13 protein-coding genes and 2 pseudogenes are annotated in these 13,085 nt (G+C 39.4%); 12 read left to right on the top strand and 3 right to left on the bottom strand.

Going from position 1 to position 13,085, the window contains the following annotated elements; genetic code table 11:
• Positions 1-20: 20 nt before the first annotated feature.
• Positions 21-635: a riboflavin synthase subunit alpha gene (locus tag AB4128_RS17535; RefSeq protein ID WP_372038455.1), complete on the top strand. Its 615-nt coding sequence runs from the start codon at positions 21-23 to the stop codon at positions 633-635.
• A 64-nt stretch (positions 636-699) separates the two neighbouring features.
• Here the strand turns inward: AB4128_RS17535 and AB4128_RS17540 are convergent, their stop codons facing one another.
• Positions 700-900 carry a CPXCG motif-containing cysteine-rich protein gene (locus AB4128_RS17540; RefSeq protein WP_055023952.1) on the bottom strand — a complete coding sequence of 67 codons (201 nt, stop codon included), beginning with the start codon at positions 898-900 and terminating at the stop codon, positions 700-702.
• A 360-nt stretch (positions 901-1,260) separates the two neighbouring features.
• Here AB4128_RS17540 and thrS point away from each other — a divergent pair, with 360 nt between their 5' ends.
• From thrS to AB4128_RS17565, 5 genes are all read left to right on the top strand, one after another.
• The gene (gene thrS, locus AB4128_RS17545) at positions 1,261-3,189 is read left to right on the top strand and encodes a threonine--tRNA ligase (RefSeq protein WP_372038456.1); all 1,929 of its coding nucleotides are present in this window, start codon (positions 1,261-1,263) and stop codon (positions 3,187-3,189) included.
• A 3-nt stretch (positions 3,190-3,192) separates the two neighbouring features.
• A complete protein-coding gene (gene infC, locus AB4128_RS17550) occupies positions 3,193-3,735 on the top strand; it encodes a translation initiation factor IF-3 (protein ID WP_080915702.1) in 543 nt (180 codons plus the stop codon).
• An 88-nt stretch (positions 3,736-3,823) separates the two neighbouring features.
• The gene (gene rpmI / locus AB4128_RS17555) at positions 3,824-4,018 is read left to right on the top strand and encodes a 50S ribosomal protein L35 (RefSeq protein WP_055023949.1); all 195 of its coding nucleotides are present in this window, start codon (positions 3,824-3,826) and stop codon (positions 4,016-4,018) included.
• A gap of 18 nt (positions 4,019-4,036) precedes the next feature.
• Positions 4,037-4,396, top strand: coding sequence for a 50S ribosomal protein L20 (gene rplT, locus AB4128_RS17560; RefSeq protein WP_012325107.1), 360 nt, complete (start codon positions 4,037-4,039; stop codon positions 4,394-4,396).
• Between the two features lie 122 nt (positions 4,397-4,518).
• Positions 4,519-5,073, top strand: a complete 555-nt coding sequence (locus AB4128_RS17565) for a GNAT family N-acetyltransferase (protein ID WP_055023948.1) — start codon at positions 4,519-4,521, stop codon at positions 5,071-5,073.
• Between the two features lie 29 nt (positions 5,074-5,102).
• On the opposite strand, the gene trxB is transcribed toward AB4128_RS17565, so the two are convergent.
• Positions 5,103-6,056 (bottom strand): thioredoxin-disulfide reductase, encoded by a 954-nt coding sequence (gene trxB / locus AB4128_RS17570; protein ID WP_055023947.1) that lies wholly within the window; start codon positions 6,054-6,056, stop codon positions 5,103-5,105.
• A 169-nt stretch (positions 6,057-6,225) separates the two neighbouring features.
• A complete protein-coding gene (gene msrA / locus AB4128_RS17575; RefSeq protein WP_080915704.1) occupies positions 6,226-6,705 on the bottom strand; it encodes a peptide-methionine (S)-S-oxide reductase MsrA in 480 nt (159 codons plus the stop codon).
• 171 nt (positions 6,706-6,876) lie between these two features.
• Here msrA and astE point away from each other — a divergent pair, with 171 nt between their 5' ends.
• The 6 genes and pseudogenes from astE (at position 6,877) to nadA (ending at position 12,999) form a co-directional block, all read left to right on the top strand.
• Positions 6,877-7,908: a succinylglutamate desuccinylase gene (gene astE, locus AB4128_RS17580; RefSeq protein ID WP_080915705.1), complete on the top strand. Its 1,032-nt coding sequence runs from the start codon at positions 6,877-6,879 to the stop codon at positions 7,906-7,908.
• Positions 7,909-8,058: 150 nt separating this feature from the next.
• On the top strand, positions 8,059-9,237 hold the full coding sequence (locus AB4128_RS17585) for a thiamine pyrophosphate-dependent dehydrogenase E1 component subunit alpha (RefSeq protein WP_055023944.1): 1,179 nt from the start codon (positions 8,059-8,061) through the stop codon (positions 9,235-9,237).
• Positions 9,238-9,239: 2 nt separating this feature from the next.
• The gene (locus tag AB4128_RS17590; RefSeq protein ID WP_065108094.1) at positions 9,240-10,217 is read left to right on the top strand and encodes an alpha-ketoacid dehydrogenase subunit beta; all 978 of its coding nucleotides are present in this window, start codon (positions 9,240-9,242) and stop codon (positions 10,215-10,217) included.
• Positions 10,218-10,226: 9 nt separating this feature from the next.
• Positions 10,227-11,013 (top strand): annotated as a pseudogene (locus tag AB4128_RS17595) (biotin/lipoyl-containing protein); the annotation flags it as partial.
• Between the two features lie 80 nt (positions 11,014-11,093).
• Positions 11,094-11,825 (top strand): annotated as a pseudogene (locus tag AB4128_RS17600) (2-oxo acid dehydrogenase subunit E2); the annotation flags it as partial.
• Positions 11,826-11,931: 106 nt separating this feature from the next.
• Positions 11,932-12,999, top strand: a complete 1,068-nt coding sequence (gene nadA, locus AB4128_RS17605) for a quinolinate synthase NadA (protein ID WP_055023941.1) — start codon at positions 11,932-11,934, stop codon at positions 12,997-12,999.
• The last annotated feature ends 86 nt before the right edge of the window (positions 13,000-13,085 follow it).

A 13,085-nucleotide genomic window follows, 5' to 3' on the forward strand; every position in this document is an offset into this window, starting at 1 on the left:
TATAACTAACGAGTGAAAATATGTTTACTGGTATCGTTCAAGCCACTTGTGAAGTGGTTTCAATTATAGAGCAAAGTGGTTTAAAAACATTTGAAGTTAATATTCCAGAAGAACTACAACAAGGACTTGAGACAGGTGCAAGTGTTGCCAATAATGGAGTTTGTTTGACTGTCACTAAACTTGAGAATAATAGTGTTTATTTCGATGTAATGGAAGAGACCTTACAAGTGACAAACCTGAATTTTGTTGAGCCAGGTAACAAAGTTAATATTGAGCGCTCATTAACGTTCGGTAAAGAGATTGGCGGACATATTTTGTCTGGTCACGTACACACAATGGCAGAAGTGACAGAAATTAGTCAAACGGATAAACATTACAACATAACACTTGCTGTACCTGCACAGTGGATGGACTATATTTTTTATAAAGGATTTATAGGTGTTAATGGTTGTAGTTTAACCGTTGGTGAATTAAGTGATAACAACTTTAAGTTGCACTTGATCCCTGAAACATTAAAATTGACTAATTTGAGTGATATTACTATTGGCGATCGAATCAATATAGAAATCGATAGCCAAACTCAAGTTATTGTAGACACTGTAGAACGTATATTAGCTAAAAAAGCGCTAGCCTAGTCTAACCCAAAACGATGAGCTTCCTTCATCGTTTAGTGTTCCACCAAGCACTAGCGTAGGTTAATTAATATAGTTGCTCATCATCGGTATCTATAAATAGTTGAATGGTGCGATTGGCATCATTCACTAATAAGGTCATGTGAATTGGGTTACAGCATACTCTGCAATCGTCATAATATTCTTGATCTCCGCAACTTGTATCTATATGAACATGCTGATTATGTCCACAATGTGGGCAACTGATCACTCTGCTGACTAAATTCATAACATACTCCTTTATATAGCTTCAACATTGTCCGAAACCTGTTCAATTGGGTCAAAATTACGCTTTAGGATTAAATTATAGTTGAGTGTCAAAGTAAGGATATAAAATCTTAGTATGGGATTATCTATCAGCATTTTTTTGTATTGATCATCTATTATGCTGTTCATATCAATTAATTTATCGATAACAAGCTCTATTACTCCGCATTACTTGATTGCAAAAGGGCTTTTCAATTAGAATGCAAACTCATGCCGCTATTAACTCAGGCTCCTGTAATGTCTGTAGTTTGGTGGCATTTCTTTTTTATTTATTATTACCAAGTGGCCCTACGTGTGGGTCACCACTGGATAAGGAAATATAATGCCTATTATTACATTGCCTGATGGCAGCAAACGCGAGTTTGCAGATTCTGTATCAACATTAGATGTCGCAGCCGACATTGGTCCTGGTTTAGCTAAAGCTTGTATCGCTGGCCGCGTTAATGGCGAGCTAGTAGACGCTTGTGACTTGATCACAAAAGACTCAGAATTGTCTATCATTACGGCTAAAGACGAAGAAGGTGTTGAAATACTTCGCCATTCTTGTGCGCATTTATTAGGGCATGCTATTAAGCAAATGTGGCCTGAAACCAAAATGGCGATTGGTCCAGTTATCGATAACGGTTTTTACTACGACATCGATTTAGACCACAAGCTAACGCAAGAAGATATTGATGCGCTTGAAAAGCGTATGTTGGCATTAGCAAAAACAAATTATAGTGTTGTTAAGAAAGTTGTTTCTTGGCAAGAAGCTCGTGACACTTTTGAGTCACGTGGCGAAGAATACAAAATTGCAATTCTTGATGAAAATATTAGCAAGGATTCAACACCTGCTTTATATCACCATGAAGAATATACTGACATGTGTCGTGGTCCGCATGTGCCAAACATGAAATTCTGTCATCACTTTAAACTAATGAGTGTTGCAGGTGCATACTGGCGCGGTAACTCTGATAACAAGATGTTGCAGCGTGTTTATGGTACAGCTTGGGCAGACAAAAAAGCATTAAAAGTGCATTTGAACCGTCTTGAAGAAGCGGCAAAACGTGATCACCGTAAAATTGGTAAGCAACTTGATCTATACCATATGCAAGAAGAAGCACCAGGTATGGTGTTCTGGCATAACGACGGTTGGAGTTTATATCTAGAACTTGAGAAGTTTATTCGTCAAAAGCTAGGCCAATATACTTACCAAGAAGTTAAAGGTCCGTTGATGATGGATCGTAACTTATGGGAACGTTCAGGCCACTGGGACAAATATGCTGACGCGATGTTTACCACAAACAGTGAAAATCGTGAGTATGCGATTAAACCAATGAACTGTCCTGGTCACGTTCAAATCTTTAATCAAGGACTAAAATCTTACCGCGACTTACCATTGAAAATGGCTGAGTTTGGTTGTTGTCATCGTAATGAACCGTCTGGTTCACTTCACGGCTTAATGCGTGTACGAGGCTTTACCCAAGATGATGCACATGTTTTCTGTACTGACGAGCAAGTACAAGAGCAGGTAAGTGAATGTATCCAAATGGTTTACGATACTTATGGTAGCTTTGGCTTCAACAATATCGTTGTTAAATTATCGACACGCCCAGAAAAGCGTATCGGTGATGATGATATGTGGGATAGAGCAGAAGAGGCACTTAAGCAAGCTTTAGATGCAAATAACATTGAATTTGAAGTGTTACCAGGTGAAGGCGCATTCTACGGCCCGAAAATCGAATTTACATTACATGACTGCTTAGACCGTGCTTGGCAGTGTGGTACTGTCCAATTAGATTACGCATTACCAGCGCGTCTTGGTGCAACTTACGTTGCAGAAGATAACACTCGCCAGACACCAGTTATGATCCATAGAGCTATTTTAGGGTCTCTTGAACGTTTCTTAGGTATTCTTATTGAAGAATATGCAGGTAAATTCCCAACATGGCTTGCACCTGTGCAAGTAATTGTTATGAATATTACTGATAAACAGTCTGATTATGTTGACGAAATTGTTAAAACTTTCAAAGAAAGTGGCATTCGTGCATCTAAAGACTTGAGGAATGAGAAAATAGGCTTTAAAATACGTGAACATACGCTTAAGCGTGTACCTTATTTATTGGTCGTAGGCGATCAAGAAATGGAAAATAAGGAAGTTGCGGTAAGAACACGTGACGGTATCGATTTAGGTAAGATGAAAATCAATGATTTCGCTGCCAAGATACAAGAACAAATTTCTAGCCGTAGTCTATTATTGTTGGAGGAATAGGTCATAAAGATCAAGAGAGCAGCAGGGCGACAGCCAGCCCCTAATCGTATTAACGATGAAATCACTGGCGTACCAGAAGTTCGTTTATCGGATATCAATGGTGAGGCAGTTGGAATCGTTAGTATTTCACAGGCACAGGAATTAGCTGACGAAGCAGGTGTAGACCTAGTAGAAATCAGCCCTAATGCTGAGCCACCTGTCTGTCGCATAATGGACTACGGTAAGTTCCTTTTTGATAAAGCGAAAGCACAAAAGGAACAAAAGAAGAAGCAGAAACAGGTCCAGCTGAAGGAAATAAAATTCCGTCCTGGCACTGATGAAAACGACTATCAGGTAAAACTACGCAACCTGATTCGTTTTCTTGAAGATGGGGACAAAGCGAAAATTACGCTGCGTTTCCGTGGTCGCGAAATGGCACACCAAAGCCTAGGTATGGATCTTTTGAACCGTATCAAAGGTGATTTGGAAACATATGCTGTAGTTGAATCTTTCCCTAAAATGGAAGGTCGACAAGCAGTTATGGTCCTCGCACCTAAAAAGAAATAGTAGGGCAACCCACTAAAAAGTAGCAAAGTCCTTTTGAGGGTTTTGCTCGCCTTACGTTTTATTAATGTCCCAATGCGGAGTTTTAGCAATGCCTAAAATGAAAACAGATAAGGGTGTTCAAAAGCGCTTCAGAAAAACCGCTAATGGTTTCAAGCGTAAACAAGCACACTTACGTCATATTTTGACAAAGAAGAGCACTAAGCGTAAACGTCACTTACGTGCTAAATGTTTAGTTGCAAAGTCTGATGTGCCAGCAATCGCACGTCAACTACCATACGCTTAATTAAAGGAGATATGAACAATGCCTAGAGTTAAGCGTGGTGTAACCGCTCGTGCTCGTCACAAGAAAGTACTTAAATTAGCCAAAGGTTATTACGGAGCTCGCTCACGTACTTACCGCGTTGCTGTTCAAGCAGTAACTAAAGCTGGTCAATATGCTTACCGTGACCGTCGTCAGAAGAAACGTCAATTCCGTCAACTTTGGATTGCACGTATCAATGCGGCTTCTCGTCAAAATGGTCTTTCTTATAGCCGTTTCATTAATGGCCTTAAAAAAGCATCAATCGAAATCGATCGTAAGATTTTGGCTGACATCGCTGTATTCGACAAAGTAGTTTTCACTACTTTAGTTGAAAAAGCAAAAGAAGCTTTAGCTAAGTAATTAGCTATTATGCTTAAAGAAGGAGCCTTCGGGTTCCTTTTTTTATGCCCCAAATTCTTATAGGATAGTAAAAACACCGAATAAAATGTTGTGTTAATACTTTAGAGAATAGGTGTACTTACATGGAACAGTTACACACTGAACGATTGCAAATCAGTTTAATGACACTCAACGATGGCGACTTGTTGTTTGAGTTAGATCAAGACCCTGCTGTGATGCAATACATAAACGGTGGCAAAGTCACTTCAGCGCAAGAAATAGAAGACATTTATATTCCGAGGTTAGCTAAATACATCAACCCAGAACGAGGTTGGGGACTTTGGAAAGTATCTCTTAAAGAGCATCCTAGTTCTTTTCTTGGTTGGATACTCATTCGACCTATGCATTTCTTCACTCTGTCTCCTTCATATTCTGATTTAGAAATTGGCTGGCGTTTTAAACAATCAACATGGGGAAGAGGAATAGCGACTGAAAGTGCAAAAGCTGTGATGGAGCATTTGCTTACAACTCAGCAAAACATAAAGCACTTTTCCGCCATTGCAGATGAAGAAAACCTAGCTTCAATTAATATAATGAAAAAACTGGGTATGAAATATATTGAAAAACTGTCGCACCCTGATGTGGAAGGCGATGTAGACGTTGTTTTATATTCAAAAGACACAAATAAAGCCAACTAAATAGTTGGCTTTATTCTAAAAATAGCAATTTATTTTTGAGCGTCTAAGAAACGTTCAGCATCTAACGCTGCCATACAACCAGAACCGGCAGATGTAATAGCTTGACGATAATGTTGATCCATAACGTCACCACAAGCATAAATACCTTCAATACTCGTTTGGGTAGCATTTCCTTGTAGTCCACTATTTACAGTAATATAACCATGATTCATGGTTAATTGACCATCAAAAATACCGGTATTTGGACTATGACCAATAGCAATAAATACACCCGCAACGTCTAAATCTGAAATCGCACCATCTTTAGTACTCTTCATCTTTAGACCCGTAACACCCATATTATCGCCAACAACTTCATCGAGAGTTTGATCTAAATGTAGAATAATGTTGCCACTCGCTACTTTATCCATTAATCGGTTGATTAAGATTTTTTCAGAGCGGAAACTATCTCTACGATGAATCAAATGAACTTCTGATGCGATATTACTTAAATATAGTGCTTCTTCAACGGCAGTATTACCACCACCTACAACGGCCACTTTTTGATTTCGATAAAAGAATCCGTCACAGGTTGCACAAGCAGAAACACCACGTCCCATGAATGCCTCTTCAGAAGGCAAACCTAGATATTTAGCTGACGCACCTGTTGCGATAATTAAGGCATCACAAGTGAATTCACCGTTGTCACCTTTTAATTTAAATGGGCGCTCACTGAAATCAACTTCGTTAATATGGTCAAAGATAATCTCTGTATCAAACTTTTCAGCATGCTGCTGCATTCTTTCCATTAATGCAGGGCCAGTAAGATCATTCGCGTCACCAGGCCAGTTTTCAACTTCGGTCGTTGTCGTAAGCTGTCCACCTTGTTGCATACCAGTGATCATAACTGGTTTTAAATTTGCGCGTGCAGCATAAACTGCAGCCGTGTAACCAGCAGGGCCAGAACCTAATATCAGTAGGTTAATATGACGTGCTTGACTCATTGTTGTATATCTCCGTATTCATATGCCTAAGCAATTTGAATGGATTGTAGGGAATTTAACGGGGCGGGTAAAGCGCAGTTCGGTCTAACTTATAGATTGCTTTAATCGACTATGTACACAAAAGACACCAAAGTGGTGCCTTTTTATACTTATTTTCAGCGCTTACTTGTTAAAACGAAATATGGCAGCTCGGCAAGTCATTCTTTTCTAGATAATTTTGGTGGTATTCTTCGGCAATGTGAAAACGCTTTAATGGTACAATTTCAGTAACAATTTGACGGTTTCCCCATTTGCCACTGGCGATTAATTGTTGTTTTGCTGACTCAGCTATTTCTTTTTGTTGATCATCATGGAAAAAGATAGTGCTTCTATACTGTGTGCCAATATCTTCACCTTGTTGATTCAAGGTCGTCGGATTATGATTTTGCCAAAAAACAGCGACTAAGGTTTCGTACGAGACGATGGTTTCGTCAAATTCAACTTGAACTACTTCGGCATGGCCAGTGTTACCCGCTTTAACTTCAGCATAAGTTTGGTATTGATCATTCCCGCCCATATAACCGCATTTGGCATCTAAAACACCTTCTACTTGTTTAAAGAAGTATTCGACGCCCCAAAAACAGCCTGCACCAAATGTTGCTAATGTCATAGTTATACCCATAAAGAAGTCTAGATGGCTAAAAGTATATTTGTTCACAGCAGGAATGCAAGCAAAGATTTACATTTTGTTAAATGACACTTAACGTTAGCGTTCATTGAATGTGTTAGAATCAACACGATTATGAAACCTATTCGTTTAAACGTCTTTCAAGGAGTCTTTGTGTTTCAGCAATTAATGGACGATCATGACTTTCTCGCTTTTACTTTGGCCAATATTGATAAGCCTTTAAAAAGCCAAGCATTCACATTATCAAATCAAACAACAGTCACAATCTTAGATAATGGTGTAATAAGCTTTAGCCCCGCATCTGGCTCTACAAAGGATGTGGTTTTATCATGTGCCATTCATGGTAATGAAACCGCGCCTATAGAAATATGTAATAAACTCATCAGTGATTTACTTACTTGTAAAATAGAAACGCTGCATCGTGTTTTATTCATTATTGGTAACCCTGATTCTATATTGACTCAAACACGCTTTGTTGAAGAGAACATGAACCGTTTGTTTTCAGGTGCTCATTCAGATGGAGAAGGGCTGATAAATAAAGAGCGAGTGAGAGCTAAAGCGCTAGAACAATACGTCAGTGATTTTTTCAATGACAATGATAACTCGCAGCGTATTCATTACGATTTGCACACTGCTATCAAGCCTTCAAAGCATGAAAAGTTTGCGATATATCCCTACAGACCAGGCAGAGCATTCAGTGCAAAACAAATAATGTTTTTAGCAGGCTGCGATGTAGATACGATTTTGTTTCATCACGAACCCACAACAACATTTAGTTATTTTTCATCAGAGCAATTTAAAGCTGATGCGTTTACCGTTGAGCTAGGTAAAGTTATGCCATTTGGTGAAAATGATATGCATAAATTTGCAAATACCCACAAAATGTTAGCGGCGCTAATTACTCAAATAGAACCAGAATTAGCAGTATTCGATAGCAATAAACTCAACCTGTATAAAGTATCACGTTCAATCAATAAGCATTTTGATGATTTTGCTTTTTCATTTTCTAAGACGACTGAAAACTTTACAGGCTTTGAGCAAGGCCAGACTTTAGCAATTGAAAATAATCAACAGATAAAGGTTATAGAGCCCTACGAAGCTATCGTTTTTCCAAATGAAAATGTACCTGTTGGGCAACGCACGGTATTATGTTTAGTACCAGCGCCCAATGAAGATATTCAATAACTTGTAAAGTTAGATATACAAATTTTTTGCAAGGTTATTTACCAACAAGAAAGCACATTAGTTGATAGTAAGTTTACGTTAACGTAATGTGCTTTCGCATATAATAAATTAAGCTTTATTTTATAAGGCCTCAGATAACAAGAGCATAATATGAGCAACGCACCGCTGAATAATGAAACAGTGCATCGTGTCAGCTTCTTAGACAAAGCGTCATTGCACATTCCTATTTTAAAAATTCTGCAAGCAGACGGTACCACATATGAAAATGCGGTGATGCCTGTCATTGATCAAGCACTAGCTGAACGTATTTACGACACTTGTGTATTTACCCGTGTTTTAGACGAACGTATGTTAAGTGCGCAGCGTCAAGGTCGGATTAGTTTTTACATGACCTGTACTGGTGAAGAAGCCTCAATTATTGGTAGTACAGCTGCGCTTGATGATGGCGACGTAATTCTTGCCCAGTACCGTGAGCATGCTTCTTTACGCTATCGTGGTTTCACCACAGAGCAGTTCATGAATCAAATGTTCAGTAATGAGAAAGATTTAGGCAAAGGGCGTCAAATGCCTATTCATTACGGCAGTAATGAACTTAATTATCAAACCATTTCTTCACCTCTAGCGACGCAAATACCGCAAGCAACAGGTGTTGCTCATGCATTCAAGTTACAAGGTAAACGTAACGTAGCAATTTGCTACTTTGGTGAAGGTGCAGCTTCAGAAGGTGATTTTCATGCTGGCTTAAATATGGCCGCAGTGCTTAAGTCTCCGACTATCTTTTTCTGCCGTAACAATGGTTACGCCATTTCAACTCCAACCGAAGAGCAATTTGCTGGTAATGGTATTGCGAGTCGTGGTGTTGGTTATGGTATGCACACTATTAGAGTTGATGGTAATGACATGCTTGCAGTATTAGCTGCAACACAACAAGCTAGAGCTTATGCACTTGAGCATAATGCACCAGTGTTGATTGAAGCGATGACATATCGTCTTGGTGCGCATTCATCATCGGATGATCCTTCAGGTTATCGCTCTAAAGAAGAAGAAGCCAAGTGGGAACAACATGATCCCGTAAAACGCTTTAAGCTTTGGATGATCAATAAAGATTGGCTAAACGAAAAAGATGACGCTGCTCAGTATGAACATTACCGAGAAGAAGTGTTAAACGCAGTAAAAGTCGCAGAGAAAGTGCCATTACCGCACCTTGACTCATTGATTACAGATGTATTGGATAAGCCAACGCCAGCCCTTGAAAAGCAATTGGCAGAGCTAAAACAACATATTAAGAAATATCCAAAGTCATATCCAAAAAGTGCAGGGAGAATTTAATCGTGGCTGAAATGAATATGTTACACGCCATCAACGATGCGTTATCAATCGCAATGACTGATGATGAGCGCATGGTAGTATTTGGCGAAGATGTTGGCCATTTTGGTGGTGTTTTCCGTGCAACTTCTGGTTTACAAGAAAAATTTGGTCGTGAACGTTGTTTCAATACACCGTTAACAGAACAAGGCATTGCAGGTTTTGCCAATGGTCTTGCCTCTAACGGCATGACAGCAGTTGCTGAAATTCAATTTGCTGATTACATTTTTCCAGCCTTTGATCAAATCGTGAATGAAACTGCCAAATTCAGATACCGCAGTGGTAATCAGTTTAATGTCGGTGGTTTAACCTTTAGAACACCTTACGGTGGTGGTATTGCAGGTGGTCATTATCATTCACAATCTCCTGAGGCTTACTTCACACAAACTCCAGGATTAAAGGTTGTAGTACCCCGTAATCCAGAACAAGCTAAAGGATTATTGTTAGCATCAATTCGCGATCCTAACCCTGTTATCTTTTTTGAACCTAAACGTTTGTATCGTGCATCTGTTGGCGAAGTACCTGCTGGTGATTTTGTTATCGAACTCGGTAAAGCCGAAGTCGTTAAAGTAGGTAGCGATATAACCTTGTTAGGTTGGGGCGCTCAGATGGAAATTTTAGAAAAAGCGGCCAAAATGGCAGAAAAAGACGGTATTTCTTGTGAAATTGTCGATTTACGTACTTTGTCTCCATGGGATGTTGATACCGTAGCTGCATCGGTTAAGAAAACTGGAAGGCTTCTGATAAACCACGAAGCACCTTTAACAGGTGGTTTTGCTGGTGAAATTGCTGCGCAAATCCAACAAGAATGTTTTTTACACCTAGAGTCGCCAATCAGCCGTGTTTGTGGTCTTGATACACCATATCCATTAATTCTTGAAAAAGAATACATGCCTGATGAGCTAAAAACTTATGAAGCTATTAAAGCCTCAGTCAATTTTTAGGAGCAAGATATGATTAAAGATTTTATTTTGCCTGACATTGGCGAAGGTGTGGTTGAATGTGAGTTAGTTGATTGGATGGTCAAAGAAGGCGATGTTATCGTTGAAGATCAACCTATCGCTGACGTTATGACAGATAAAGCATTAGTACAAATTCCAGCACCACATGGTGGCGTTGTGACTAAGTTATACTATGCAAAAGGTGAAATCGCTAAAGTACATGAGCCTTTATACGCCGTTGATATTGAAGCTACGTCAGCCGAGCAAACAAAACAAAGTTCATCACAGATTAACGATGATCAAGTATCGACTGAACAGCAGAATGTAGAAATTAGCTCAACGACTGATTCAGTAACCGTATCTGGTAAAGCTGTTGAAGAATTCCTTTTACCGGATATCGGTGAAGGTATTGTCGAATGTGAATTAGTTGAGTGGCTTGTAGAAGAGGGGGATCAAGTCGTTGAAGATCAACCCATTGCCGATGTCATGACTGATAAAGCGTTAGTACAAATACCAGCAATTAAAAATGGTAAAATTGTTAAGCTGCATTATCGAAAGGGTCAACTTGCTAAAGTTCATGAACCTTTATTCGCTATTGAAGTCGAATCAACTAGTTCAGTAGTGGAATCTACGCAAGTAGAAACAGCAACGACAACACCGGCTTCAACGACTACTTCAGTACCACAAGGAAAAGCATTAGCAAGTCCTGCCGTTCGTCGCTTAGCGAGAACGTTAGATATCAACATTGCTAATGTACCCGGCAGTGGTAAGAATGGTCGAGTATATAAAGAAGATGTAGAAAACTTTGCCAATGGCAGTTCATCGAATGCACAGGCTCAACCTGTGACGACTCCGACACCATCACCTGTTAACGACACGGTTTCACAGTCTATTGTCAAACAAGCTGCAGATACAGTAGAGCCAATTAAAGGCGTAAAAGCGGTTATGGCTAAGATGATGGTTGAGTCAGTTTCAACTATTCCTCACTTTACTTATTGTGAAGAGTTTGATTTAACAGAATTAGTTGCACTTCGTACTGAGATGAAAGAACGTTATTCATCAGATGAAGTAAAACTAACCATGATGCCTTTCTTTATGAAGGCAATGTCTTTAGCAATCAATTCATTCCCAGTGATGAACAGCCAAGTTAATTCAGATTGTAGCGAGTTAACATACAAGGCAAGTCATAATATTGGTATGGCCGTTGATTCAAAAGTGGGTTTGCTAGTACCAAATGTCAAAGACGTACAAGATAAATCTATTCTTGATGTTGCCGCAGAAATCACGCGACTAACTAACGCCGCTAGAAGTGGACGAGTCAGCCCAGCGGATTTAAAAGGTGGCACGATTTCAATTTCTAATATTGGCGCTTTAGGTGGCACAGTAGCCACGCCAATTATCAATAAACCTGAAGTCGCAATTGTTGCTTTAGGTAAACTACAGGTATTGCCTCGATTTAATGCTAAAGGTGAAGTTGAAGCACGTAAGATTATGCAAGTGAGTTGGTCTGGCGATCATCGTGTTATTGATGGTGGCACCATTGCTCGTTTTTGTAATTTGTGGAAAAAATATCTTGAGCAACCACAAGAAATGCTATTAGCGATGAAGTAGTCATCATTGTTTTCAGCATAATCAAATTAAAGGACGCTAATGCGTCCTTTAATTTTGTTAAGTGTTTTTGTATAATCCTCGGACGTTGTAACTTCTCGGAACCATAATGATCACCTCGGCACCGAATATTGACTCTATTGAATATCCTTTTCCTGCTAAACCTGCTGTGTTGTCAGACGCTGAAAAAGCAGATTACAAAGCAAGAATTAAACAGTTATTAATCGAACAAGATGCTGTTTTAGTTGCACACTATTATACCGATCCTGAAATACAAGCTCTGGCAGAAGAAACAGGAGGGTGTGTATCTGATTCTCTTGAAATGGCTCGTTTTGGTCGTGATCATCCTGCAAAGAAACTCATCGTAGCAGGCGTTAAGTTTATGGGCGAAACGTCTAAAATCTTAAGTCCTGAAAAAACAGTTTTGATGCCTACTTTAGAAGCAACATGTTCGCTAGATATCGGCTGTCCAATCGATAAATTTTCTGAGTTCTGCGACGCACATCCTGATCATACTGTTGTGGTTTACGCTAATACATCTGCAGCTGTAAAAGCAAGAGCTGACTGGGTCGTGACATCAAGTATTGCCTTAGAAATCGTTGAACATTTAGACGCCGAAGGTAAAAAAATTATCTGGGGGCCAGACCGTCACTTAGGTAGTTATATTGCCAAAGAAACCGGCGCTGACATGTTAATGTGGCAGGGTGATTGTATTGTCCATGATGAATTTAAAGCAAAAGCGTTAAGAGAACTAAAGATTCAACATCCCAACGCAGCAATTCTTGTCCACCCTGAATCACCAGCAAATGTGGTTGCTCTTGCAGATGCTGTTGGGTCAACTAGCCAGTTAATTAAAGCTGCGCAAACAATGGCTAATCAAGAGTTCATTGTTGCTACCGATCGCGGCATTTTCTACAAAATGCAGCAAGCTGCGCCAGGTAAAACATTAATTGAAGCACCGACTGGTGGTAATGGAGCGACTTGTAAAAGTTGTGCTCATTGTCCTTGGATGGCAATGAATGGTTTACAAGCAATTGAAGCTTCGTTAAGTGCTGAAGATAAAACACAGCATGAAGTGTTTGTTGATGACGCGCTGCGTGATGAAGCGCTTATTCCATTAAATAGAATGTTGGATTTTGCAAAAACCTTGAATATGAAAGTTAAAGGCAATGCTTAGTATTTCACTTTAATTTATTTCAGATACAAAAAAGCCCTGTATTAACAGGGCTTTTTATTATCTATCATTTGTCCCGTCCTGAGATA

The sequence above is a fragment of the Shewanella sp. 10N.286.52.A9 genome (assembly GCF_041468985.1).
Taxonomy (GTDB): domain Bacteria; phylum Pseudomonadota; class Gammaproteobacteria; order Enterobacterales; family Shewanellaceae; genus Shewanella; species Shewanella japonica.

Bases quoted from the DNA above. Each gene is read 5' to 3' on its own strand.
- AB4128_RS17535 (WP_372038455.1), top strand. From the start codon at position 21: ATGTTTACTGGTATCGTTCAAGCCACTTGTGAAGTGGTTTCAATTATA.
- msrA (WP_080915704.1), bottom strand. From the start codon at position 6,705: ATGACATTAGCAACATTTGGTGCAGGCTGTTTTTGGGGCGTCGAATAC.
- AB4128_RS17585 (WP_055023944.1), top strand. From the start codon at position 8,059: ATGAGCAACGCACCGCTGAATAATGAAACAGTGCATCGTGTCAGCTTC.
- rplT (WP_012325107.1), top strand. From the start codon at position 4,037: ATGCCTAGAGTTAAGCGTGGTGTAACCGCTCGTGCTCGTCACAAGAAA.
- thrS (WP_372038456.1), top strand. From the start codon at position 1,261: ATGCCTATTATTACATTGCCTGATGGCAGCAAACGCGAGTTTGCAGAT.
- rpmI (WP_055023949.1), top strand. From the start codon at position 3,824: ATGCCTAAAATGAAAACAGATAAGGGTGTTCAAAAGCGCTTCAGAAAA.
- trxB (WP_055023947.1), bottom strand. From the start codon at position 6,056: ATGAGTCAAGCACGTCATATTAACCTACTGATATTAGGTTCTGGCCCT.
- AB4128_RS17565 (WP_055023948.1), top strand. From the start codon at position 4,519: ATGGAACAGTTACACACTGAACGATTGCAAATCAGTTTAATGACACTC.
- AB4128_RS17540 (WP_055023952.1), bottom strand. From the start codon at position 900: ATGAATTTAGTCAGCAGAGTGATCAGTTGCCCACATTGTGGACATAAT.
- nadA (WP_055023941.1), top strand. From the start codon at position 11,932: ATGATCACCTCGGCACCGAATATTGACTCTATTGAATATCCTTTTCCT.